The organism is Corynebacterium sp. MSK310 (assembly GCF_030227355.1).
GTDB lineage: Bacteria > Actinomycetota > Actinomycetes > Mycobacteriales > Mycobacteriaceae > Corynebacterium > Corynebacterium rhinophilum.
In genome coordinates this window covers 167,663-191,022 of record NZ_JASPFZ010000002.1, presented here as the reverse complement: position 1 = coordinate 191,022, position 23,360 = coordinate 167,663, and the positions used below count along the sequence as shown (strand labels likewise).

The following is a 23,360-nucleotide window of genomic DNA, read 5'->3' as shown; positions in this document are numbered from 1 at the left end:
CGCATGCCTAATTCGCTCCCCCGCCCCAGTACCGAACTTTTCCCAGAAGCGCTCAAGCTTTCCCCTAAGCAGCGCGAGGTGCTCACGCAGCTCCAGCACTACCCGCGAGGAGCCCGTGCGGCGGAGGTAGCAAAAGATTTAGGCATGCACGTCAATACCGCGCGCGGGCATATCGATGAGCTCATTCATGTCGGCGCTGTGACCGCCGTTCCAGAACGCAGCACCGGGCGCGGGCGCCCGTCCCTGATTTTCCAGGCACGCGTGCCAGATAACCGCGCCATCGCAGACGAATATGTCAGCCTCATTAGCGTGCTGACCACCATGCTCGCGGGCAAAGAAGAGCTCGATGATTTCTCTTCCCCACAGGCTCGTGAGCTGGGACGGCAGTGGGCGCGCGCTACGGGCGCGGATATCCAGAGCGGCGCGCTCGATACCCTTTTTGCCACATTGCGCGATATGGGTTTTGATCCTTCGCAGGGCGCGGATCCTTCCGAAATCGAGTTGAATGCCTGCCCGTTCGTCTCCTCCGGAACCACCCCAAGCCCCTTTGTCTGCGCCATACACGCTGGCTTTTTGCAGGAAGCCAGCGGTACGGACGCGGACATCGCCTTAACGCCGATGCAGCGCCCCGAAGTGTGCCAGATCGAGATTAAGCCTGTGTAACTTCCACGCGAACCGGGCCCGCGACCTTGAGATCGAAGACGCGCAGGCCCTGCTCGCGGGCATCATCGAGAATACTCTCGTCGATGTCCTCCGTGTGCAGCACCATCACCGTTGGCCCCGCTCCGGAAAGATAGGCGGCGTACCCGCGGTTGCGCAGGCGGTTCACCCACTCCGCGGTCACGGGAAGCACGTCGGCGCGATACGGCTGGTGTAAGCGGTCGCGGGTGCCTTCCCACAGTAACTCCGGGTAGTTCTGCAATGCGGCTACCTGGACGGCGGTGCGGGAGACGTTAAAGGCGGCATCGGAATGCGTCACGTGCGAAGGCAGAACGCGACGCACCGCCTGGGTGGAGGCGTGGGAATCCGGCACCAGCGCGGTCGCCCGAATATCGGGATGCACGTTGATGGTAGCGGCCTTGTATTCCGGTAAGGATCGGCCATCGACAGGAACCGTCGTCCACGAGACCACGGCACTGCCCAGTACCGAGGCCGCGGCATTATCCGGGTGGCCCTCAAACGCCGAAGACAATTGCACGAGCTGATCTTGGGTCAGCGGGCTGCCGGCCAAGGCATTGCCCGCGGCCACGCCGGCGACCGCTGTAGACGCCGAAGAACCCAAGCCGCGCGATTGGGGGATCGTATTATGCGAGACCACGCGCAGCCCTGGCACCGTAGCTTCGGCGGCAGATAGCGCGGAGCGGATGGCCTTGACCATCAGGTGCGAGCCATCGCGCGGGAGGTCGTCTGCCCCCTCGCCAAAAATCTCCACCTCAAGGCCAGAGGGAATAACCTCCACCTCGGCGGTGTCGTACATGCTCAATGACATGCCTAAGGTGTCATAGCCCGGCCCCAGGTTCGCCGTAGAGGCGGGGACGGTGACTATCGCTTTGGTGCCGACTTCAACTTCGATGCTCATGGTGTCTAATATATCGAACCGGTTTAGCTGCCCAGGCGGATGACCGAGTGAACGGCCTTGACCTCATCGAGCTCGCCCAAGGCGGAGACGATGTTTTCCAGGGTCGCTTCCTTGGCAGCGTGGGTGACCACAATAAGGCGCGCGGTATCCTCGCCGTCTTCTTGGCGCACGGTGCGCAGGGATACCCCATGCTGTGCGAAAAGCGCGGAAATAGCCTCCAAGACGCCGGCGCGATCCTGGACTTCCATATCGATGTGGAAGCGGGTATCGACCTCGCCGAAGTCCGCAATCGGCAAGTTAGCGTAGGTATTCTCGCCAGGCGCGCGGCCGCCGTGGACGATATTGCGGGCGGCACCGACGACATCGCCAAGCACGGCCGAAGCGGTGGGGTTGCCGCCAGCACCATTGCCGTAGAACATAAGCGAGCCGGCGGCCTCAGCCTCGACGAAGATGGCGTTATAGGACTCGCTGACGGTAGCCAGCGGGTGCTCCTTGGCCACCAGGGTCGGGTGCACGCGCGCGTTGACCACTTCGGATCCATCCTCGCGGCGCAGGCGCTCACAAATGGCCAGCAGCTTGATGGAATAGCCGGCATCGTTTGCCGCGGCAATATCGTCTGCCGTGATATCGGTAATTCCCTCGCAGTGCACGTCCTCGAACTTCACGCGGGTGTGGAAACCGATGGAGGCCATGATGGCGGCCTTGGACGCCGCGTCATGCCCCTCCACGTCCGCGGTGGGATCCGCCTCGGCATAGCCCAAGCGGGTGGCTTCTGCCAGGGCCTCGTCATAAGTGGCGCCGGTGGATTCCATGGCATCCAAGATGTAGTTGGTCGTGCCGTTGACGATGCCGGAGATGCGCTCAATCTGGTCACCTGCCAGGGAGCGACGCAGCATACCCACGACGGGGATGGCGGCGGCCACGGCGGCCTCAAAGTAGAGGTCAACGCCGGAGCGTTCCGCTGCCTGGGCCAATTCATCAGCATGCGCAGCAACGAGCGCCTTATTCGCCGTCACCACGGACTTGCCGGAATTAAGCGCGGTCAACACCAACTCGCGCGGGAAATCTATCCCACCGATGACCTCCACCACCAAGTCAATATCATCGCGGGAGATCAGGGCCTTGGCATCATCGGTCAACAATTCGCTGGGCACGCCCGGGCGCAGCTTATTCTTGTTCTGGATGGCGATGCCACGGATCTCTGCTGGCCCACCGATGCGATGAGCAAAGGCATCCGCATTCTCATCTAAGAGGCGGAAAACTTCCGCGCCCACGGTGCCGAATCCAAGCAGCGCGATGCCAACGGTTTCGCCTTCACCCTTGCCGGTACGCGAATGTAGCTGTAGCTCACTGTTTGAAGCATCCATAGTCCGTCTCCATGTCGATTTAGTGGTGGAAAATGTCTCCCGCTGTATGCGGCTACAGGTCACTATACAGAACGAGCTGTCTATATTGCGACATGCGGGGGATAATATTCGTTTAGCTACAGAAAACCCCCGCCGCACGGGCCGAATGTGGCCCCTGCGTTGCGGGGGTAGTACTGGCTTAATCCACTTCCAAGGACAAAAGATCCTCGATGGTTTCGCGCCGCAACATGGGCTTGGTATTTCCCACGCGCGTGGCAACCACGGCTGGGCGCACCGCGCCGTTGTACCGAGAGGACATCATGTACTGATACCCGCCGGTGGCCGCGAAAGCGAGCAAGTCCCCCGGCTGGATATCATCGGGCAATTCGCCTTCCTCCAACAGAATATCGCCGGATTCGCAGTGGAAACCCACGATGCGCGAGGGCACCATCTCGCCGTCGCTAAAGCGGTTAACCAGGCGCACATCGTATTCGGAACCGTAGAGGGCGGGGCGAATATTATCGGACATTCCCCCATCGATGGAGATATACCGGCGCACCGGCAAATCGGCCTTGCCGGTTTCCACGTCCTTGACCGTACCCACGCGGTAGACAGTCACGGCAGACCCGGCCACCAAGGAGCGCCCCGGCTCCACGAGGAGGAACGGCGCCTTAATGTCGAGTTCTTCCGCAGTCTGGTCAACGGCCCGCAGCATGTCCTGGGCCACGCGGTCAATATTCAGGGCTTCCTCATAGGGCATATACGGAATACCAAAGCCGCCGCCCAAGTCCAGCTCGGCTAAGTCAACGCCCAGCTCGGTGTGGATTTGACGGTAGAGCTCCAGCACGCGCTCGGCGGCGAGTTTGAAACCCTCGGCATTGAAAACCTGGGAGCCTACATGGCAGTGCAGGCCGCTCAAGTGGAGGTTGTTCACCTCAAGGCAGCGCTTCGCGGCGGCGAAAGCCGCGCCCGTGGCCAGGGAAATACCGAATTTCTGGTCCTCGTGCGAGGTAGCAATGAATTCGTGGGTATGCGCATCCACACCCGGCTTGACGCGAATCATTACCGGCTGCACCACGCCTGCCTCGCCGGCGATGCGGTTGAGCTCTTCGAGCTCCTGCTCATTATCGATGACCACGTGGCCCACGCCCGCATCCACGCACAGGCGCAGGTATTCCTCGTCTTTATTATTGCCGTGCGCCGTAATGCGCGCTGCCGGGAACTCTGCGGCGAGCGCAATCTTTAGCTCATTGAGCGCGGCAGCATCGAGGCACAGGCCTTCTTCGTTGACCCACTGCACGACCTTTTTGGAAATGAATGCCTTGGAGGCATAGTGCACGTGATCGGGTCCACCGAAAGCGCGAGCCATGTCTTGGCAGCGCGAGCGGAAGTCATCTTCATCGAAGACGTACAGCGGGGTCTGAAATTCCTCTGCCAAATCCGGCAAGGGGACTTCCGCTACGGTAACTACGCCGTCTTCCTGGCGGCTCGCATTTCGCGGCCACACGTGGGCGGGAAGCTCATTGAAATCAGTCATTTACATCTTCTCCGGTGCGCTCACGCCCACCATGGTCAAGGCATTGGACAGGACGACGCGGGATGCTTCCGCCAACGCGAGGCGTGCGCTGTGAATGGGCTGCTCTTCCTCCCCTGCCTTGGGCAAAACCTGGCAGGTGTCATAGAAACGGTGGAATACGCCAGCCAACTCTTCGGCATAGCGCGCCACGCGGTGCGGCTCGCGCAGTTCCGCGGCATCTGCCACCACTGCGGGGAACTCGCCCAGGGTGCGGATGAGGTCGCCTTCGCGCTCATGCTCCAGCAGGGAGAGGTCTGCACCTTCGGAGCTAACCCCCAACTCCGCCGCCTTGCGCCCGATCGAGCACAGCCGCGCATGGCCGTATTGCACGTAGTAGACAGGATTATCCGAGGACTGCGACTCCCACAGGCCCAAGTCGATATCGATGGACTGATCCACCGACGAGCGCACCAGCGAATACCGCGATGCATCAACACCGATGGCGGCAACCAAATCCTCGATGGTGATCACGGTGCCCGCGCGCTTGGACATGCGCACCGGCTTGCCATCGCGCAGCAGGTTGACCATCTGGCCAATGAGCACTTCGACGCCATCGGCGTCATAGCCCAAGGCGGCTGCCGCAGCCTTCAGGCGCGGGACATAACCGTGGTGGTCAGCGCCCAGCATGTAGATATTGAGATCGTGACCGCGGTCGAATTTATCGGCCACGTAGGCGATATCGCCGGCGATATAGGCCGCATTACCGTCCGATTTCACCACGACGCGATCCTTAGAATCGCCATAATCGGTGGACTTTAGCCACCACGCATTGTCCGCCTCATAGAGGTGGCCTTCAGACTTCAGGGTCTCAAGCGCCTTGTCTACCGCCCCAGATTCAAAAAGCGAATTTTCGTGGAAGTAGACATCAAAATCCACGCCGAATTCATGCAGGGACTGCTTAATCTGCGCAAACATCATCTCCACGCCATCGGCGCGGAAGGCCTCTTGTACCTGCGCAGCATCGCCCTCGAGCGCGCTTGGATTCTTTTCCACAACCGCGTTTGCGATGTCGTGGATATAATCTCCGCCGTAGCCGTCCTCCGGCGTGGGCTCGCCCTTTGCCGCAGCAACAAGGGAGCGGGAGAAGCGGTCAATCTGGCCGCCGTGGTCGTTGAAGTAGTACTCGCGGGTGACCTCTGCACCGGAAGCCGTGAGCACCCTACCCAGCGAATCGCCGACCGCGGCCCAGCGCGTACCGCCCAAGTGAATCGGGCCGGTGGGATTGGCAGATACGAATTCCAGGTTAATCTTCTTGCCCGCAAAGGAATCATTGGAACCGTAGTCCGCGCCTGCCTGCAGAATCTGGGCAACAATCTCGCCCTGGGCAGCGGCGGCCAAGCGGATATTAATAAAGCCAGGACCGGCAATATCGGCCTCCGCGATAGCATCGTGCTGGGCCAATTTTTGTGCTAACCAGCCACCAAATTCGCGCGGATTCGCGCCGGCCTTCTTGGCCACCTGCAGTGCAAGGTTGGTGGCGTAGTCACCGTGTTCTGGGTTGCGGGGTCGCTCTACCGTGACAGATTCCGGCAATACGGACGCGTCTAGGTCATGTTCTGCCATGACCTCGGTGGCGGATTCTTTAACTAAGGTGGCCAAATCAGCTGGAGTCATGTGGCAAGAGTCTAGTTCACTGCCCCGACACGTGCGAAAAGAAGCACTGGCTAACATTTCAGAGGGCAAAATTTACTCATTTTCTAGACCTCTTAGGCAAACCTATATTGCGATATATATTACAAAATATATGCTGGTAGAACGTGATTCACACTACATTTCACGTGATGAATGTGTAGGGTTAGTTACACCTCCATGACTTAAAAACTAATAAGGAGCACCGTATGCGCATTGCGCTTTTTTCTACTTGCATTGGTGACACCCTTTTCCCGGACGTCCAAAAGGCGACGGCATTGGTTCTCTCCCGGTTAGGTCACGAAGTTGTCCTTCCGGAGGAGCAAACCTGCTGCGGCCAGATGCACATCAACACCGGCTATCAAAAGGAAACGCTGGGGATGATCCGCTCTTATGCGGATGCCTTCGCAGATCCTTCCATTGACTACGTCGTGGCAGCCTCCGGTTCCTGCGTGGCAGCGGTTCGCGACCGCCACGAAAGCATTGCTGACCGCTTCGGCACGTCCGCCGATGTCGATGGCGCGCAAAAGACCGCACAAAAGACCTACGATCTCACCGAATTTTTGGTCGATATTGAAGGCGTGACCAACGTCGGCGCTTTCTTCCCACACCGCGTGACTTACCACTCCGCTTGCCACGGCCTGCGCTTCCTCAAGCTGGAAGACCGCCCCTACAAGCTTTTGCAAGAAGTCGAGGGCATCGACTTGGCACCGCTAGCCAATAGCGAAGAGTGCTGCGGCTTCGGTGGCACCTTTGCCCTGAAGAATGCGGAGGTCTCACAGGCCATGGTCTCCGATAAGACTCGCCACATTAAAGACACCAAGGCTGAGTACGTGACCGCCGGTGACTCCTCCTGCCTGATGAATATCGGCGGCGCCCTGCACCGCCAGCGCTCCGGCATTCGCGCCCTACATATGGCAGAGATTTTGGCCTCCACGAAGGAACACCCGTGGCAGCCAGACTCCGCCGCTTACTCCAAGGAGACGATGCTCTAATGACCTCTTTCCTCGACACCACCCCACCACGCGCCCCTGAAGGCTACGGCAACCTGCGTGGCAGCAAGGCCTTCGTCCCGCTCGCGCACGTCGGGCTGAATAACGCTACCCAGCGTCACAACCTGCAGCACGCGACCACCACCATCCGCCAAAAGCGCGCCAACACCGTGCAGGAAGTAGATGACTGGCAGCAGCTCCGCAACGCCGGGTCTGCCCTCAAAGAGGACGTCACCGCCCGCATGCCGGAATTGCTCGAGCAATTTGAAAAGGCAGTGTCTGACCGCGGCGGCATCGTCCACTGGGCCCGCGATGCCAAGGAAGCCAACGAGATCATTGAAGGTCTCATCCGCGAAACGGGTGAAACCGACGTGGTCAAGGTGAAATCCATGGCTACCCAAGAAATCGGCTTAAACGAGCACCTCGAAGAGGCCGGAATCCACGCCCAGGAAACCGACTTGGCAGAGCTCATCGTCCAGCTTGGTGACGATATGCCATCGCACATTCTGGTGCCCGCAATTCACCGCAACCGCGCGGAAATTCGCGATATCTTCGTCGATAAGATGCCCAACACGGATGACTCGCTGAAGGCCGAGCCCGCCGAGTTGGCCGAGGCATCCCGCCAGTTCCTGCGCCAGCAGTTCATGAAGGCCAAGGTCGCCATTTCCGGCGCCAACTTCGGCGTTGCTGAAACCGGCACCGTCAACGTCGTGGAATCTGAGGGCAATGGCCGCATGTGCCTGACGCTGCCGGAAACGCTGATTACCGTCATGGGCATCGAAAAGCTCGTGCCTACCTTCCAGGACCTGGAAGTCTTCCTGCAGCTGCTCCCCCGTTCCTCCACCGCGGAGCGCATGAACCCGTATACCTCCATGTGGTCCGGTGTGACAGAGGGCGATGGCCCGCAGAACTTCCACATCGTCTTGCTGGATAATGGGCGCACCGCAGCGTTGTCTTCGCCCGTTGGCCACCAAGCACTGAAGTGCATCCGTTGCTCGGCCTGCCTCAATGTCTGCCCCGTGTACGAGCGCGCCGGCGGACACGCCTACGGCTCCGTGTACCCGGGCCCCATCGGTATCTCCCTGACCCCGCAGCTAACTGGCATGAAGGACCACAACGATCCATCGGCTAGCTTGCCGTACGCCTGCTCGCTGTGCGGGCGCTGCGACGACGTGTGCCCGGTGAAGATTCCGCTTTCTGATGTCATCTTAGAAAACCGCCACCAGAAGGTCACCCATGCTGCCTCGCCGATCGAGCCAAAGCTGTTCAAGACGGTGCAGCTGCTCTGGGACAACCCGAAGATGTGGGATAAGGTCACCCACCTCGTGGCACTTGGCCGCGTGATGGGCGGATTCAACGGCACCATCGAGTCGCTGCCGCTGTTCATGTCCGGTTGGTCCGATGGCCGCGATACCGCGATTCCGCCAAAGAAATCCTTCCGCCAATGGTTCGACTCCGAAGAAGGCAAAGAGCTGCTGTCCAATGCCCGTAAGGAGGCCTCCAAGTGAGCGCAAAGCAAGACATCCTAAACCGCATTCGCTCGGCACAGAAGCAGGCTGGGCTGCCAGATCACGTCGATGTGCCCCGCGAATACCAGCGCGAAGGCACGCTGAATGATGATGAACTGCGCGAGATGCTGGTCGATCGCCTCGAGGACTACAAGGCGGAAGTCCACGTCACGGAGGAAAGCGATCTCAAAAAGACGCTGGATTCCATCGTCAACGATCGCAACTGTAAGGACATCCGCTACGCCCCGGGCATGAATGCCGATCTTTTTGATGGCCTTCCGGCCCGCCCGGACGACGAGGAAGCGGATCCGCGCGAGCTTGACGATGCCGATGCCGTCGTCACCGAGTCCCTTGTGTCTTCTGCGCAGACCGGCACCATCGTATTGCAGTCCGATTCCCGCTGCGGCCGCCGCGCCTTGACGCTGGTACCGGACCGTCACATCTGTATCGTCCGCCGCGACGAGGTTGTCTACGGCATCACTGAGGTCATTTCCCGGATGAACCCAGATAAGCCCGCAACGTGGATTTCTGGCCCTTCCGCGACCTCCGATATCGAGCTCTCGCGCGTTGAGGGTGTGCACGGCCCGCGCGATCTCATCGTGATTATTGTGAAGTAACGAGGCTAGGGTGCCGAGTTAGGGCACCCGCCGCGTGGCAATTACTGCCACGAACCTGAAAGAAGCATAAGCTAACTCTGACGAACGTTATAGGAGTCGGAGCTTTAGCTTATGCTTTCTTTTTCTCGAAAAATTTCTACCGTAGTCTGCGCTAGCGCCCTCGCACTGGGCGTGGCAGCCCCCACCGCCGCCGCGGCGGATCCAGAAATCACCTGGGAGGATTGCCCCGCACAGGTCAATCTGGATGGCGCCGAGTGCGGCCGGATAGAGGTACCTACCTACTACGATAACCCCGAGGCCGGAACCATTAGCGTTGGTTTTGTCCGCGTACCTGCGGCACAACCAGACGCACGCCGTGGCGCGCTCTTTACCAACCCAGGTGGCCCTGGCGGTGACGCCTATTCTTGGGCTGGCAACGATGCCGTCGAATGGCCCGAAGAAATTCGCAACGAATGGGATCTGATCGGCGTCCAACCGCGCGGGCTGCCCGGTTCCACCCCGGTAGACTGCGCCGCCACCCCGAATTTCAATCCCATCGAGGCCACTACGCAGATCGGCAAGGCCACCCGCGATGCCTGCGAGCAGAATACCCCTGGCTATACCAACTCTTTGACCACCTCCAATACCGCCCAAGACTGGGAAATGGTGCGCCAGGCGCTGGGTGAGGACGTCATTGACATCGCCGGCATTTCCTACGGCACCTATCTTGGCTCCGCCTACGCCACCCAGTATCCGCAGCACACCGGCAAGGTGCTGCTCGATTCCGGCATGAGCCCGCAGCTGGCATGGAACGGCATCTTCACCTCGCAGCAACAAGGGTACGAAAATGCGCTGCACGATCTTTTCCAGTTCATCGCGGATAATGACGCCACCTACCATTTGGGCACTACTGCACTCCAGGTCTATGAAAAGTGGTCGCAGAAAGTCGCCATGGAAGCCGGCGCCCGCCCTACGGTCTTGCCACCGGATGCGAAAATCGGTGACCTTCCCCCAGGACTCGAATTCGCCGGCCAGCCGGGCGCGGACATCATGACCGCCACGGGTGAGCTGCGCGTGCAGGCAGAATTCCTCGCCGACAAGGCGCTTAACCCACAAGCGGATCAGCGCGCCTCTGTGACCTTAGGCAAGACCCGCGAGGTCGTTCCCATGCCCGCGCACTGGGATGAGTTTGCCAAGTACTTAAACGGCAGTAAGCCTCTCGAGGTCGTCGATGATCCGGAGCTTGCCCGCGCGGTGCAACAGCAAACAATCCAGATGATGAATATGCAGAATCTCATCGTCTGCAACGAGAACACCGTCGCTGGTAACCCGTGGCTCTTCCCCACCTACCTGTGGTCCAACTTTGTCACCGGCGATATTTTCTCCCTGGTTAATTCCATGTACGGATCTGGCGCCGGGTGCGGCGGACGCGGACCCGTTACCGGCGGGGCGCCACTCGATGGGTCGCACCTTGCCACAAAGCCGCTGCAAATCCAAGGCACGGGCGATCCGCAGACCCCGTACCAGTACCACGCGGCCCTCTCCCAGCCCATGCAATCGCACGTCGTCACCGTCCACGGCCCCGGCCACGGGCACTTTGCGCTGGGTAATAAGGCCGTCGATGAGATTGGCGTGCACTATCTGCGCACCGGTGAGGTAACCACCGCTGACGCACCGGGCCTGATTTAGTTTCGCAGCAGCCGATGCGCTAGAATCACATCGTTGGGAATTTTCCCAGCGATGTCTCCGTAGCTCAGCGGATTAGAGCATCGGTTTCCGGTACCGAAGGTCGCAGGTTCGATCCCTGTCGGGGACACAAAATTTTTAGCCCTCTCGCTTTTCCAGCGAGAGGGTTTCAATATACGCCCCGTTTGCGGATTAAGTAGCCACCGGAGGTTCAGGAAGCCCTTACCATCCTGAACCTCCGGGCTACCCCTCCAATTCTAAACGGAAGGATAAACCCATGACCACACGAACTCTCTACTTCATCGCCCTGGCCCTACTAGCCATATCTTTGATCATCAACGTCATCAACGGGTTCGCTATCTTCAGCACCATCCTCACCGGCGTTGCGGTGGCTACACTTGGCTGTGCCACCTACAAGAAAGTGTGGAAAAAATAAGCCCGCGAATCACGGACGCAAAAGCCGAGCGAAAATTGTGAGACGGGGCTAGGGCCAGCGCGTGGCAGGTGTCGCGGGCCCCCGCTTTAATGTGAGTAAAGATCCCCATACTTAGTCTCTATCCATAGAACGTAGAAAATTCCACCGTCTTTCCAGCCAACGAATGGAAGGTTTTCTTGGTGCCGGAACACGCGGAATTTGGTTAGCTCTTGGAACTGCCTAGGTATTTGAGCTTTGATTTCGTTTTTTGGGATAAATTCCGAGCCGAGCCCGTACCTGTGGTGATTAACGAGATCTGTCCAAGAAATTAGTGAGCGTTTGTGCCATTTATCGAGGAATTCGCGGCGCATCCTATCGGTCATTTGCCCGAATCCCCATCCGCTCTGCAGAAACCTAGTGGACAGGAGCGGGTATTCGTTTGATGCCGCTCGTATTGCGCTCAAGACGCCTGTATCTGCACCACTGTGATTCTTCGAAACCGGGCGCGTGCCACGTCTCTTACTTTTCTTTGCCATACCTAGTCGAAGTACTCTTTAAGGTCGGCATCAGAAATCTCAAGCCCCCGTTTTTCTTCAACGAAGTTTTTCTTCCAAGGTGACTCCGTATGGGTTTTATTACGTAAAGCCCACGCCGAATAGGGGCCATACTTATTCCATACGTCAATCAGGGTATCTTCTACAGGCCGATAATCATCCCAATTGAAGTCATCAGAAATAAAAGTATCGGGGTCGATCGGGCTCTTACCGTACTTTTTAAGTTCGCGGTAGATGTCTACAACGACAGGTCCGTGGGCCCATGCTTCCATCCGTTCATTGAAGAGCGGCACCCCTCCGGAGGCTCGCATGTAAAGGCCCTTTGCGTAGTAAAGAAGCTTTTGAATTTTCAGCGGTGTGAGCTCGGCTTCTTCGGTTTCTTCAGCCCAAGCTACGAGCCATTCTGCGATTTGATGAGCAGTGTATTGCTTCATTGTGCACCTCCTTTCTGCTTGTTTTAAACGCTACAGCACGTGGAGAGCACTTTCTATTCCTACCTACTCGGTGGGGCTTGACCCATGCAACCTGGCTTTCAATGGATTCCATAGCCAAACTGTTAGGTTTATGAAATACTAAGGTATCTAGAACCACGAAAGTTATGCAGTATAGGCGAGCCATGGAGGATCCCCCTTGCCCACCTTAGAAATCGACCATCTCAATAAATCCTTTGGCAGTGTCCGAGCGCTGCGGGATATGACCTTTAGCGAGCAGGAGGGCGAAATCTTCGGCTTCGTCGGTTCCAATGGTGCGGGCAAGTCCACCACCATGCGCATCGCGCTGGGAGTGCTCGCGAAAGACTCCGGCGAAGTTTATTTCGATGGCTCCCCCATTAATGACGATAACCGCCGCCGCATTGGCTATATGCCCGAAGAGCGCGGACTCTACGGCAAGGAACCGCTGCTTAGCCAGCTGACGTTCCTGGGCACCCTGCACGGCATGAGCAAGCAGGCCGCCCAGAAATCCGGCACGGAGCTACTGGAGCAGCTAGGGCTAGGTGAACGCCAGAAAGACAAGCTGGATGACTTGTCCTTGGGCAACCAGCAGCGCGTGCAGCTGGCCGCCTCCCTCATCCATGACCCCGATATGTTGATCCTGGATGAGCCCTTTTCCGGCTTGGACCCCGTTGCGGTCAATGTCATGTCTGACATGCTGCGCGAGCGCGCCGCCCGCGGTGTGCCGGTCATCTTTTCCTCCCACCAACTGGACTTGGTGCAGCGCCTGTGCGATCACGTGGGCATCGTCACGCAAGGCCGCATGGTGGCAGAAGGCACGGTAGATGAGCTGCGCACCCAAGGCGCCTCGCGCTATGCAGTCGAAACCCCTGCTCGCGGTTGGTACCCGGAGGGCACCCACTTGGTAGAGGAAACAGATAAGGGCGTTGTGCTCGAAGCCGATGCCGGCACCGATGACCAAGCCATCTTGCGCGCTGCCATGGCCGCTGGCCCCGTCCACTCCTTCGGCCTCAAGGTCCCTGACCTTACCGAGCTTTTCCAAGACGTCGTCACCAGCACCACCACCGAGGAGGCCTAGCCCATGCAGTATTCGGCAATGAAGACCATAGGGACCGTCGCCAAGCGCGAAATGGCGGTTGCCCTCAAGACCAAATCCGTTGTCATCATGATGCTGCTGCTTATCATTGGTGCCATCGCCACCCCCATCATCATTGACTTGCTGTCCGGTGGTGACGATGAACCAGACTCCGTCGCCGTGGTGGGCATGGAGGCAGACGCATTCGCTGATTCCGGGCTGGAGACGCAGGCCGCAGATGACCGGGATAGCGCGGTGCAGCTTATCGATGACGGCGACGTCGACGCCGCCCTCGTGCCCGCCAACGACGAGGGGTGGGAGCTTTTGGCCAACGGCACCGTCTCCACCACGATCTCCACCACGGTCAATCAAGTGGTTGCGGCGCAGGCGCAGGCAGAGGCACTAGATACGCTGAATATTGATCCCCAAGAGCTTGCCGCCGCCACCCCATCAGCCGAAGTGACCGCGGTAGATCTGGAAACAGATGAGGCCTCCGAAGAACAGATGGGCAATGTTGCCATCGTCCTTATCGCCGCCATCGTGGTGGTCTTTTCCATCATGACCTTCGCAGGGCTCATCGGTGGCCGCGTTACAGAAGAGAAGTCTTCGCGCGTGGTCGAAATCATCCTTTCCACGGTGCGCCCGGTGGATTTCTTGGCAGGCAAGGTCATTGGCAATACCATTATCGGGCTGCTCGGCACCTTCCTCATCTTGGCCGGCGGCGTGGCTTCCCTGGCATTTACTGGCGCAGCAAGCGAAATCCAGCTCGACTATGGTCTAATCGCTGCCCTGCTCGTCGGGGAAATCCTCGGTCTCTTGTTCTTCGGCAGTCTCTATGCCGCAGCTGGCTCCATGGTGCAGCGCACCGAGGATCTGCAATCGACGCAGATGCCCATCCTGCTCATCGTCTTTGCCACCATGTATGTCCCCATGTTTGGCTGGACCAACTTGGATGCCACGTGGATGCAGGTCATGGGCTGGGTGCCACCGGTCTCCATGTTGGTCGCTCCCCTCCAAGTTGCTGGCGGCAATATGAGCTGGCTGGGCTTGGCGGGAAGCTATGCGGTCCTCGCTGTAGTTACCGCGCTTATTCTCGTCGTTGTCGCGCACATCTACCGCCGCGCCATCTTGAATAATGGCAAGAAGATGACTTGGCGCCAGGTGCTCAAGAAATAAAAATAAATCCGGCCTCCCACTTTCTAAGGGGAGGCCGGATTTTTCTATTGCGCAGAATTACTCAACGATGAATTCGTTGGTGATCGGCTGGGTGATATCCAAGGTGCCGTGCTCGATGTAGTACATGCCAAAGAACATGGCGCCAACCAGCACTAGGGCTAGCAGCATGCAGGGGATCCACTGGACAAAAACGGAAACCCAGCCCTCGGATTGCTGGCGGGCCGCCGCCTCGCGTTGTTCTTGAGCCTCGCGCTCGTTCATAATGATAAAACCTCTCGCTTCACCGAAGATTAACTAAAAGTATCTTAACAGTTTATGGTCTCCGCAGTGGCATTAGATCCCCGGATCTTCATCATTTAATAGAGCCTCGAGGAATCCCTCGCGGTCCGCAAACATCTTCTCGATGTCCTCTTCCGCGCCCACGATCCAGGTATCGGCATCCTCATCAAAGGTCAACGCAGAATCGGGGTAGGCTTCCAAGGCTTCTTCCATCGCGGCAATCTGATCGGCATCGGCGCGATCCTCGGCGAAGGCCTCTGGATCACCAATGCGCTGGCCCAGCTCGCCCAAGGCCGTCAAGCCATACGTTTTATGCTGCTTTTTAGGGTGCTCGAAAAGTTCTTGTCCCATCATGGCGGTGTTATTTTCCTCCATTCAATAAAGAATCCGGGACGAATCCCGAATAGCCGGGGATATTATTGACCTGCAATACCCCATGGAAAAAGCGCTTGAGCGCAGGAACGTCATCCTCGTGGAGATGATCGAAGACCAAGCGGCGGACGGATTCCACGTGTTCGGGGGCCGCGCGCTCGAGATGGTGAAGCCCAGTCTCCGTGATGTACACGTTGACCCCGCGGCCATCATCGGTGGTCTTTTCTTTAACCAAGAGCCCGCGCTTTTCCATGCGGGTGACCTGGTGGGAGGCGCGCGAGCGATCCCAGGCGAGCTCCGTGCACAAGTCGCGCAGGCGCAGGTGCTGATCTGGTGCTTCCGAGAGGGATACCAGGACCGCGAATTCGGAGACGGAGATCTCCCCGCCAGCCTTAAGTGTCTCGTCCATGCCCCTATCTATCTTGCGGGTCGCGGCCAGTAATAGGCGCCATAGCTCCTGTTCATCATCGTTTAACCAGCGGGTTTGTTCAGACATAACGACTAGATTACCTCCTTCAGCGTGGCGATGTCGCGCTCGCTGCGCCCAGGCACTCGGGAATAGCGCTGCGGCATGCAGGTAAAGACCAAAACCTGGTTCTCGCGGCCCACCTGTGAGAACAAAGTGGACATCAGTTGCAGGCGGTGGGCGTCGGTGGAGCCCAGCGCGTCATCGACGATGACCGGCACGGTTTCCTCCCCTGCCACCAAGCGCGCGATAGCAAAGCGGGTAAGGATGGCCAGCTGCTCGCGCGCGCCGCCAGACAGGCTGGTCATGGCCACCGTTTCATTATCACGGGTGCGGGCGGTCACAGACAGATCGTCTGCCAGTTCAAAGCTGATATCCCCGCCGTAGATGGGGCGGGCCAGTTGGGCGAGCGCCGCCACGAAGGGCTCGGCATAGCGCTGGCGTGCGGCATCGCGGTGTTTGAGCAGCAGCTCGCGCAGGTAGCGCGCCGCCAGCGCGCGCTTTTCCACGCTCTCTAGCACCGCCTGCGCCATTTCTGCTTCCGCTTGAGCATGCTGCTCGCGCTCTGCCGCGCCGGAGTGATAATTAATCTCGCTCGATAGCTTGCCCAGCTCCACCTTGGAATCTTGTACCTGATTCTGCAGGTACTCTAGGTGCGATTGCGCGCCCTCTACCAAGTCCTGGGCGGTAGCCAGATCCACGGATTCCATCTCAGATAACTGTTCCTGCAGCGTGGCCACCAGCGCACCTAGGCGCTCTGCCTCTTCTTCCAGGCCGGCATCGGAGGTTTTCTCCCGCGCCTCCACCAGCTCACGCTCGGCGCGCGCGGCCTTCTCGGTGGCGGCCTCGAGCTCGGCTTCTAGGCGCACCACGTCGTGGGCAATGCGGCTATCGCGGAAGGGAATAAGCTCGCGGTCGAGGGCATCGACAAGCTCGCGCGCCTCTTCTTCCGTCTCCTCCGCAGCGGATAAGTCCATGGCTGGTTCATCATCGAGCCCGGCGACCTTCTCCTTGAGCGCCGCGTGTTGGGCGCGCAGTTCGCCTAAATCATCTGGCCCCAACTCGCCCTCGAGTCTGCGCGTGGCCGCATCCAACCCGGAATTCTGCTCGCTGTGCGCCTCGTGCAGGTTCTCTGCGGCGGCGATGGATTCCACGCCGGTGGCATCGAAAAGCTCCTGCAAACGCGCCTCAGCCTGATCCACCTCGCGCTGGGTCTTATCGGAAGAATATGCACCGGCCACGAAGCGGGCGGTGATATCGCCGATGGTGATCTCGCGGCCATCGATAAGCTCAATTGCGGGCTGCTTGCCGATGTCCACCAGCTTCCCATCCACCCCAATCTCCGCGCCCTCGGGTCCGGAAAATTCCACCTTGGCGGCGGTGGCATCATGTAGGCGCTTGGCCAGTGACAGATCGGCATCCGCCTTGCGGAGTTCCTCGACATCCGCGGCCGTCATCTCGCGCCCGCGCTGGGCTATCTCCGCCTGAGCCTTCTCCACACCACGTGCCAGTTCCTCTACCTTGAGCAGGCGCTTATCCAGGCGCTTAAAGGTCTCCTTGTCCTGATACGCCCGCGCCTGCTTGAGCGTTGTGCGCGCAGTGGCGTAGTCCTCTTTGGCGGTAGCCAGCTTCTTTTCCACCGCCTCTTTCTTCTCGTTTTCCTCCGCGGCCTTCTCGCGGGCGGTCGCAAGTTTATCCGCGGCGCTCGACTTTGCGGTGCCAGCGGCCTCGAGCGCCTCGACCATCTCCCGGCGCTGGGTTTGTGCATCCTTCGCGCGCTGAAAGTCTTCCTTGGCACGGGTGAGCTCGGCCTTGTGCGCATCCACCTGGTGCTGGGCCTGCACAGCCTCGTCCGCGGCGGACTGCTTCTCTGCGAGGTCCTGGCGGGCCGCGGGAAGCTGCGCTTCGGCCTCTTCTTGTTGGCGTTCCAGGTGCTCATAGCGCTCCACCACGGAATCGAGCCCGCGCACCGCCGCGGTCGCCTCCTCCAGCTCCTGTGACGTGCGCTCCGCGTCTTCTTGGGCCTTCTTATACTCGCCGGCCGCCTTGCCCGTCTTTTCGGTGTAGTAGCGCTTATATTCCTTATCCACCTTGCCCAAAAGCTGAGAATCATCGCCGGAGACCTCGTCCTCCGCCAGGCCGGACTTCTGCTCGAGGGCCTGCGTTAACGAGGGAATGCCCACCGCGGAGATGGCATCATTGGAGTCATCCTGGCGCATAAAGAGAACATCGAGAAGCTGGCGATCCATGTTCTCGCTTAAAATCTGTTCCAGCTCATCATCGGCCTGGCGGCCTGTATATTGTGCGTGGCGCGGGGACGAGATGGCCAGCTCACAGTACTTCTTCTGCAGCCAGCGCTTGGCAATGCGAAAGCGGTATTCCCCCACGGAAATATCCGCAATGACCTCCGGCGATACGTCCTTGCCCACCGGCTGCAGATCCCGGATACCGCTGGGGCGCGCCGTGTGCTTTTCCGTCAGCACCACATCGAGGGCCTCCACGATGGTGGATTTACCGGCCTCGTTCTCGCCGTGAATGACCACCACCCCGGTTTCTGGAAGGTCATCCAACACTAAATGCTCGATGCCGCGGACATTTTTAATTTCTAAGCTGTGGATGCGCATGTGGTTTATCCTTCCAAGCGAAATAGCAGGTTGGCGGCGTCGCGGGCCACCGGATCCTCGCGGTTTTCCAGCAGCTCTTGCAGGGCGTCGGCGGCATAGCCGGAAATGTCCAGGTTGGCTAGTTCGTCTTCGCTAGGCTCCAAGAACAGGTCCATGGTTCGCTCGCGCGGGCGCAGCGAGGCAAAGACCGCCTCCAACTCATCCAGCCCGCGCTGCAGCTGGGCGTGCGCCGCAATGCCAAGGGTCCCTTGCAGGCTGTATTTAATCGCCGTGCGCACCTTATCCGGGTACTCTTCCAAGCTGCGCAGGAAGCGCTCGACATCCTCGGTGGAATTGACGGAGGCATCGAGGGCTTCAAACGTCCAGCGCCCGATGCTGCGCTTATCGATGTCTATGTCTTCCCCCTCAATCCTTACCACCAGCGCGTTCCCGGAATCGGCCTCGCCGCCACCGGTGGAGCATTCCTTAAAGTCCGTGGTCTCCGGGCTCCCAGAGAACCAGACGCGGCCGGTCTTTCCCAGGCTGGCCGTCGAGTGGGTATCGCCCAGCGCCAAGTAATTGATCACCCCACGCTCCAAGCACTGCTCTACGAATTCCAGGTCGATGGTATCGGCATCTCCCCCGCTAGTACGCGAATCCACCTGTCCATGGCCCACAGCAATCCGGATTCCCTCCGTGGGTTCGAGCGGCTCCAAGGCCTGGCGCACCAAGTCGTGGTTGGCGCGTTTGGACAAGTACGGCGCCCCCACCAATTCCACGCCCTTGCCCACCGCGATGGGTTCTGAATCCGCGATGACGTGCACGTTATCCGCGCTGGTGCGATAAAATACCGAGTCCGCGACCAGCGGATCGTGGTTTCCCGGCAGCACATACACCGGCACGGGCAAGCGCTTAAACATCTCGGTAGCGCGGGCCAAAATTTCTCGGGAGAGCGCATTGTGTTCAAATACATCGCCCGCCACGACGATGAACTGCGCGCCGACCTCCTCCGCGAGCTGGCCTAGGTGCATGATGGCGGACTCGCGGTCATCGTTGAAACGACCTTGCGCCTCCCCCTTCAAGAACCAGCGGGTCATTCCCAGCTGGAAGTCGGACGTGTGGATAAAGGTCGTTGCAATCATAATCAGTGCGTTAAGTGGTAGTAGAGGTCTTCAATATCGGACACGGCCCGCAAGAGGTCAATATTGGTATGCGATACGGCCCGCAGGGCCTTGCGCAAGAGGTCCGGATCGGAATCTTCCAGCGCTGGGGCAACCTTGGGGTGCGGCAGTTTAGGCATCTCGCGGCCATTCCAGAACACGTCGTTCTTTTCTTCCGCGGATAAATCGCTAGCTCCAAAGCTTTCTCGAGAGACCTGCTGCGATTGCTCCATGACGGCCTTTTCCAAGCGCGCAAAGTCCAGCCCGCGCATATTGAAAATCACGGCGGGATCCGCATCCGCGCGGGTGGCGAGCCTATCTCCCACCGCCACGATGTGCTTGCAGGCATACGCGGAATCCGGGCAGGTGCAGGATAGCCGCAGATCTTCGACCTCGCTGGCAAACAAGGTATCCAGCGCTTCCTCAGACAACAGGCCCTTGCGCGCATTCGCTACGGAATTCGGCGTGCGCGCGAATTGGCCGGCGAGTGCCGCAATATCGTCATTATCGCGGTACGGCAGCTGGATGAGTACGGAAAAAGGCTCGTTCTGGGAACCGGCCACGCGCCCATGGATGGCACCGTTGCGGATCTCCAAGCCAACGACGTGACCGCCTTCGGCGTACTGGCGCCCGCGGGTAATCCGTCCCCGGTCCGCATCATGGCTGGTAAAGGAAGAAATCCGGGCTGCGGTCTTGGACAGTAGCCGCCCGCTGCGGTCAACATGGTTGACCTCATCCGGGGTGCTCACGCGCTTGCGGGTACCAAAGTTTGCGTAGATGACATTGTCATCGCCCTTAACGGCCATCCGCTTACTCCTTTCCCCGGTAACTCATCAGCTCTGCCAGCTGGTCTGGCTCCAATTCCGTGAGCCACCCCTCGCCTTCGCCGACGACGGCACCAGCCAGCTGCGTCTTGCCATCCAAGATATCTTGAATGGATTCTTCCAACGTGCCAGCGGTAATCATCTTATACACCTGCACGTTGCGGCGCTGACCGATGCGGAAGGCACGGTCCGTAGCCTGGTTTTCCACCGCGGGGTTCCACCAGCGGTCCATGTGCACCACGATCGATGCCGCGGTGAGGTTGAGGCCCGTGCCGCCCGCCTTGAGCGAAAGGATCATCGCCTGTGGGCCGTCCTCGGCTTGGAAGTTCTCCACCATCTGATCGCGCTTATTCTTCGTCACCCCGCCGTGCAGGAAGGGAATCTCGTGGCGCAGCTGATCGCTCAGATAGGGCTGCAAAATATCCCCGAAGGCCTTGTACTGGGTAAAGATCAGCAGGCGCTCGCCGGATTCGGTAGCGGCATCGACAATCCGCATCAGCTCCTTCACCTTGCCCGAGCGGTGCTTGCCCTTGATAACCACTGGGGACTCATCCCCCAGGTAGTGCGCTGGGTGATTGCAAATCTGCTTAATGCGCGTCAGCGAGGCCAAGACGACGCCGCGCTTGCTGATGCCCGTAGCATCCTCCAAGCTCTTCTTCACCTCATTGACCAGCGCCTTATACAAAGCCGCCTGCTCTGTGGTCATGGATACGGTAAGAATCTGCTCGGACTTTTCCGGCAGATCATCGATGATATTGGGATCGGTCTTGACGCGGCGCAGGATAAGAGGCGCGGTCAGCGCGCGCAGGCGCTCGGACATCTCTTCATCATTATTGCGCTCGATGGCCTTTGCGAAGTGATTGCGGAAGAAGGACGCCGTGCCCAAGATTCCAGGGTTGCAAAAGTCCAAGATGGAGCGCATCTCTGACAACCGGTTTTCCACCGGCGTACCAGTCAGAGCCACGCGGTGCTCAGAGGGCAGCGATCGCACCGCCTTGGAGGAACGCGTGGCCGAATTCTTAATGGCCTGCGCCTCATCGAGGACCACGCGCTGCCAGGACACCTCACCCAAGAGGTTGAAATCCCGGCTGACGGTGCCGTACGTCGTAATGACCAGATCGGCTTTCGCGGCGGCCTCGAGGAACTTCTCCCCGCTCGGCCGCCCCGCGCCGTGTTGCACCATGACCTCGAAATCCGGCACGAAGCGACGCGCCTCGCGAGCCCAGTTACCTACCACGGAAGTCGGTGCGACGACCAAGGTGGGCCCGGTTTGTTCACCGCGCTCCTTCTCCACCGCCAAAAGGGACAGTAGTTGGAGTGTTTTGCCGAGCCCCATGTCATCGGCAAGCACGGCACCAATATTATTGCGCGACATCCAATACAGCCAGTCCACGCCCGTGCGCTGGTACTCGCGCAGATCAGCATGCACGGTCTCCGGAATGTCCACGCGCTTAGGCGCAACCGTATCCATGCCGCCGAGCAACGCGGTATGCCATGTGCTGCCGGTGAATTCGATGGGCTCTTGGGCCATCGACTCAAGCGCCAGCTCCCGCAGCTCCGCCACCGTGACCTGGTGCTCGCTCTTCTCGTAGAACTCCGCACGGCGACGCTCAACTTCTGCCATGAGCTGCTGCCAGCCCGGCTCATTGAGTTTTTTAGCCATCTCCGCCGAGGCCGCCAGCTGCTCGAGCTCCTTCTTGGCGCGCTCGCGGGACTTATCCGCCAGCTCCTCCATATAAGAGGAGACCTTGGACACAACCTGGGTATCGGCCATCACCCACTTGCCGCGCAGCTGAATGAGGCCGGACTTGGAATTGACCAGCTCATCCATCTCGGACTCGGTAAGCTCCACATCACCCACGGACATGCGCCAGTTATAGTCCACGAGCTGATTCATGCCGATGTGCTTCTTCGTGGCGGCCTCGGCCGGGTCCCGGGCCTCACGGGTTTCCAGCTTGGCCTTGGTATCCATCTGCGCCCACGATTTGGGCAGCATGACGGTAATGCCCCGCTTTTTCAGCTCGGGCACCTCGTACGCAATAAACTGCGTAAGCTGCTCCGTGTCCAGGTAGACATCCCAATCGCCGTCGCCAGGCTGGGGCAATTGCGTACTCTGGCCCAGGCTCGGTGCCGCATGCACGGCCTTGCGGTGGTTTTCGCGCAGCTTCTCGATGCTCGCCCTATCCAGCTCCTCCGCCGATACCGGCCGCGGCGAATCCGTTCCAGAGCGCACCCGCACCCGAATCGGCCACGCTGCATCTTCTGGATCCTGTTCTTCCGGCTCCTCCACGATGTAGACGAGCTGGAGTTCCACCTGGTAAATGGAATTCTTCCATTCATTAAGCCCGCGCAGTAGTTGCGCGCGGCCGCGGCGAATGGGAGACGTCGTCAATAGCGCACGGGCGAAGTCGTGCCACGGCATGGGCCGGGGTTCATTGAGCAGCGGCTGCAATTCCCGGTTGGCAATCCAATGCGTTAGTTCATCCGCGAGGTCATCTGACAGGGCTCTATTATTTATATGGAGAATCCCGGGCGCCGCGGCCATCATTTCTGCCAGCCACCCGCGCTCGCCCAAGCCTGAGGCCAGCTGCCACATGGGGAACCACTCATTGGCCTGGTATGCCAGCCGGAACGTCACCCTGCCCGCGCGGACAAACTTGCTCAGGCCGCTATATGCGTGGATGAGCCAGTGCAAATCCGGGGCAATCGATGCCGGCGGGTGATGATCCAGGTATTCCAGCTGGGCTAGGGCTTCTACCGCTTCTTCCGGGGCAAACATGGCCATGGGCACCATGAGCGAGACATCTTTTCCCTTTGGGGTCCGCAGCGATACGCGCGCCCGGTTCCGGAAGGATTTCTTAGCCAAGATGGCATCGACTGCCTGCGGAAACGTCCCCTCCGGCACGGCCGAAGGCATAACAATCTTGTGCCCTTCTACCTGCTCAATCCATAGACCAAGCCCCGAGACCGGCAGCCAAAGGCCATGCACAAGGTAAGAAGCCATAACGGCCAGCATAGCAGCCCCGTATAGTTTTGTTACAAGCTCGTTATATTCACGTCTTTACGCAGTTA

The 23,360-nt window shown here is 59.4% G+C and carries 20 protein-coding genes and 1 tRNA gene; 9 read left to right on the top strand and 12 right to left on the bottom strand.

Features of this window, described 5'->3' with window-relative positions:
* Window positions 1-3: 3 nt before the first annotated feature.
* Window positions 4-663, top strand: a complete 660-nt coding sequence (locus QP891_RS03250; protein WP_284769857.1) for a helix-turn-helix transcriptional regulator — start codon at window positions 4-6, stop codon at window positions 661-663.
* On the opposite strand, the gene thrB is transcribed toward QP891_RS03250, so the two are convergent.
* From thrB to argS, 4 genes are all read right to left on the bottom strand, one after another.
* Window positions 650-1,579: a homoserine kinase gene (gene thrB / locus QP891_RS03245; protein WP_005280170.1), complete on the bottom strand. Its 930-nt coding sequence runs from the start codon at window positions 1,577-1,579 to the stop codon at window positions 650-652. The genes QP891_RS03250 and thrB overlap by 14 nt on opposite strands.
* A 23-nt stretch (window positions 1,580-1,602) precedes the next feature.
* Window positions 1,603-2,946 carry a homoserine dehydrogenase gene (locus QP891_RS03240; protein ID WP_284769858.1) on the bottom strand — a complete coding sequence of 448 codons (1,344 nt, stop codon included), beginning with the start codon at window positions 2,944-2,946 and terminating at the stop codon, window positions 1,603-1,605.
* Window positions 2,947-3,124: 178 nt separating this feature from the next.
* Window positions 3,125-4,462, bottom strand: coding sequence for a diaminopimelate decarboxylase (lysA, locus tag QP891_RS03235; RefSeq protein WP_284769859.1), 1,338 nt, complete (start codon window positions 4,460-4,462; stop codon window positions 3,125-3,127).
* A complete protein-coding gene (gene argS / locus QP891_RS03230) occupies window positions 4,463-6,115 on the bottom strand; it encodes an arginine--tRNA ligase (protein ID WP_284769860.1) in 1,653 nt (550 codons plus the stop codon). It lies immediately after the preceding gene.
* A 224-nt stretch (window positions 6,116-6,339) separates the two neighbouring features.
* Here argS and QP891_RS03225 point away from each other — a divergent pair, with 224 nt between their 5' ends.
* The 6 genes from QP891_RS03225 to QP891_RS03200 all read left to right on the top strand — a co-directional run bounded on the left by QP891_RS03225 (window position 6,340) and on the right by QP891_RS03200 (window position 11,348).
* Window positions 6,340-7,125, top strand: coding sequence for a (Fe-S)-binding protein (locus tag QP891_RS03225; RefSeq protein ID WP_023026328.1), 786 nt, complete (start codon window positions 6,340-6,342; stop codon window positions 7,123-7,125).
* The gene (locus tag QP891_RS03220; protein WP_284784698.1) at window positions 7,125-8,630 is read left to right on the top strand and encodes a lactate utilization protein B; all 1,506 of its coding nucleotides are present in this window, start codon (window positions 7,125-7,127) and stop codon (window positions 8,628-8,630) included. Before QP891_RS03225 ends, QP891_RS03220 begins: the two co-directional genes overlap by 1 nt.
* Window positions 8,627-9,247, top strand: a complete 621-nt coding sequence (locus QP891_RS03215) for a LutC/YkgG family protein (protein ID WP_284769862.1) — start codon at window positions 8,627-8,629, stop codon at window positions 9,245-9,247. The genes QP891_RS03220 and QP891_RS03215 overlap by 4 nt, the downstream gene beginning before the upstream one ends.
* A gap of 111 nt (window positions 9,248-9,358) precedes the next feature.
* Window positions 9,359-10,915, top strand: coding sequence for an alpha/beta fold hydrolase (locus QP891_RS03210; RefSeq protein WP_284769863.1), 1,557 nt, complete (start codon window positions 9,359-9,361; stop codon window positions 10,913-10,915).
* 53 nt (window positions 10,916-10,968) lie between these two features.
* Window positions 10,969-11,042: transfer RNA gene (locus QP891_RS03205), tRNA-Arg, on the top strand.
* 147 nt (window positions 11,043-11,189) lie between these two features.
* Window positions 11,190-11,348, top strand: a complete 159-nt coding sequence (locus QP891_RS03200; RefSeq protein WP_005282354.1) for a hypothetical protein — start codon at window positions 11,190-11,192, stop codon at window positions 11,346-11,348.
* A 517-nt stretch (window positions 11,349-11,865) separates the two neighbouring features.
* Here QP891_RS03200 and QP891_RS03195 read toward each other — a convergent pair.
* On the bottom strand, window positions 11,866-12,315 hold the full coding sequence (locus QP891_RS03195) for a Panacea domain-containing protein (RefSeq protein ID WP_284769864.1): 450 nt from the start codon (window positions 12,313-12,315) through the stop codon (window positions 11,866-11,868).
* A gap of 196 nt (window positions 12,316-12,511) precedes the next feature.
* On the opposite strand from QP891_RS03195, the gene QP891_RS03190 reads away from it, so the two are divergent.
* A complete protein-coding gene (locus QP891_RS03190) occupies window positions 12,512-13,411 on the top strand; it encodes an ABC transporter ATP-binding protein (protein WP_284816945.1) in 900 nt (299 codons plus the stop codon).
* 18 nt (window positions 13,412-13,429) lie between these two features.
* A complete protein-coding gene (locus QP891_RS03185; RefSeq protein ID WP_284769866.1) occupies window positions 13,430-14,584 on the top strand; it encodes an ABC transporter permease in 1,155 nt (384 codons plus the stop codon).
* A 57-nt stretch (window positions 14,585-14,641) separates the two neighbouring features.
* Here QP891_RS03185 and QP891_RS03180 read toward each other — a convergent pair whose 3' ends face one another.
* The 7 genes from QP891_RS03180 to QP891_RS03150 all read right to left on the bottom strand — a co-directional run bounded on the left by QP891_RS03180 (window position 14,642) and on the right by QP891_RS03150 (window position 23,292).
* The gene (locus tag QP891_RS03180) at window positions 14,642-14,845 is read right to left on the bottom strand and encodes a hypothetical protein (RefSeq protein ID WP_005282344.1); all 204 of its coding nucleotides are present in this window, start codon (window positions 14,843-14,845) and stop codon (window positions 14,642-14,644) included.
* 72 nt (window positions 14,846-14,917) lie between these two features.
* Window positions 14,918-15,238, bottom strand: a complete 321-nt coding sequence (locus tag QP891_RS03175) for a molecular chaperone GrpE (RefSeq protein WP_284769867.1) — start codon at window positions 15,236-15,238, stop codon at window positions 14,918-14,920.
* The gene (locus tag QP891_RS03170) at window positions 15,225-15,731 is read right to left on the bottom strand and encodes a MarR family winged helix-turn-helix transcriptional regulator (protein WP_023030972.1); all 507 of its coding nucleotides are present in this window, start codon (window positions 15,729-15,731) and stop codon (window positions 15,225-15,227) included. Before QP891_RS03170 ends, QP891_RS03175 begins: the two co-directional genes overlap by 14 nt.
* A gap of 5 nt (window positions 15,732-15,736) precedes the next feature.
* Window positions 15,737-18,325 carry an AAA family ATPase gene (locus tag QP891_RS03165; RefSeq protein ID WP_284769868.1) on the bottom strand — a complete coding sequence of 863 codons (2,589 nt, stop codon included), beginning with the start codon at window positions 18,323-18,325 and terminating at the stop codon, window positions 15,737-15,739.
* A 5-nt stretch (window positions 18,326-18,330) separates the two neighbouring features.
* Window positions 18,331-19,446 carry a metallophosphoesterase family protein gene (locus QP891_RS03160; RefSeq protein WP_284769869.1) on the bottom strand — a complete coding sequence of 372 codons (1,116 nt, stop codon included), beginning with the start codon at window positions 19,444-19,446 and terminating at the stop codon, window positions 18,331-18,333.
* Between the two features lie 2 nt (window positions 19,447-19,448).
* Window positions 19,449-20,270, bottom strand: a complete 822-nt coding sequence (locus QP891_RS03155) for an SWIM zinc finger family protein (RefSeq protein ID WP_284769870.1) — start codon at window positions 20,268-20,270, stop codon at window positions 19,449-19,451.
* Window positions 20,271-20,274: 4 nt separating this feature from the next.
* Window positions 20,275-23,292, bottom strand: coding sequence for a DEAD/DEAH box helicase (locus QP891_RS03150; protein ID WP_502869486.1), 3,018 nt, complete (start codon window positions 23,290-23,292; stop codon window positions 20,275-20,277).
* Between the last annotated feature and the right edge of the window lie 68 nt (window positions 23,293-23,360).

Excerpts from the sequence above, each read along its gene's own strand:
- QP891_RS03170 (WP_023030972.1), bottom strand. The coding sequence starts at position 15,731 with ATGTCTGAACAAACCCGCTGGTTAAACGATGATGAACAGGAGCTATGG.
- QP891_RS03165 (WP_284769868.1), bottom strand. The coding sequence starts at position 18,325 with ATGCGCATCCACAGCTTAGAAATTAAAAATGTCCGCGGCATCGAGCAT.
- lysA (WP_284769859.1), bottom strand. The coding sequence starts at position 4,462 with ATGACTGATTTCAATGAGCTTCCCGCCCACGTGTGGCCGCGAAATGCG.
- QP891_RS03220 (WP_284784698.1), top strand. The coding sequence starts at position 7,125 with ATGACCTCTTTCCTCGACACCACCCCACCACGCGCCCCTGAAGGCTAC.
- QP891_RS03250 (WP_284769857.1), top strand. The coding sequence starts at position 4 with ATGCCTAATTCGCTCCCCCGCCCCAGTACCGAACTTTTCCCAGAAGCG.
- QP891_RS03200 (WP_005282354.1), top strand. The coding sequence starts at position 11,190 with ATGACCACACGAACTCTCTACTTCATCGCCCTGGCCCTACTAGCCATA.
- QP891_RS03180 (WP_005282344.1), bottom strand. The coding sequence starts at position 14,845 with ATGAACGAGCGCGAGGCTCAAGAACAACGCGAGGCGGCGGCCCGCCAG.
- QP891_RS03155 (WP_284769870.1), bottom strand. The coding sequence starts at position 20,270 with ATGGCCGTTAAGGGCGATGACAATGTCATCTACGCAAACTTTGGTACC.
- QP891_RS03185 (WP_284769866.1), top strand. The coding sequence starts at position 13,430 with ATGAAGACCATAGGGACCGTCGCCAAGCGCGAAATGGCGGTTGCCCTC.
- QP891_RS03160 (WP_284769869.1), bottom strand. The coding sequence starts at position 19,446 with ATGATTGCAACGACCTTTATCCACACGTCCGACTTCCAGCTGGGAATG.
- thrB (WP_005280170.1), bottom strand. The coding sequence starts at position 1,579 with ATGAGCATCGAAGTTGAAGTCGGCACCAAAGCGATAGTCACCGTCCCC.
- QP891_RS03195 (WP_284769864.1), bottom strand. The coding sequence starts at position 12,315 with ATGAAGCAATACACTGCTCATCAAATCGCAGAATGGCTCGTAGCTTGG.
- QP891_RS03175 (WP_284769867.1), bottom strand. The coding sequence starts at position 15,238 with ATGGAGGAAAATAACACCGCCATGATGGGACAAGAACTTTTCGAGCAC.
- QP891_RS03150 (WP_502869486.1), bottom strand. The coding sequence starts at position 23,292 with ATGGCTTCTTACCTTGTGCATGGCCTTTGGCTGCCGGTCTCGGGGCTT.
- QP891_RS03210 (WP_284769863.1), top strand. The coding sequence starts at position 9,359 with ATGCTTTCTTTTTCTCGAAAAATTTCTACCGTAGTCTGCGCTAGCGCC.
- QP891_RS03240 (WP_284769858.1), bottom strand. The coding sequence starts at position 2,946 with ATGGATGCTTCAAACAGTGAGCTACAGCTACATTCGCGTACCGGCAAG.
- QP891_RS03225 (WP_023026328.1), top strand. The coding sequence starts at position 6,340 with ATGCGCATTGCGCTTTTTTCTACTTGCATTGGTGACACCCTTTTCCCG.
- argS (WP_284769860.1), bottom strand. The coding sequence starts at position 6,115 with ATGACTCCAGCTGATTTGGCCACCTTAGTTAAAGAATCCGCCACCGAG.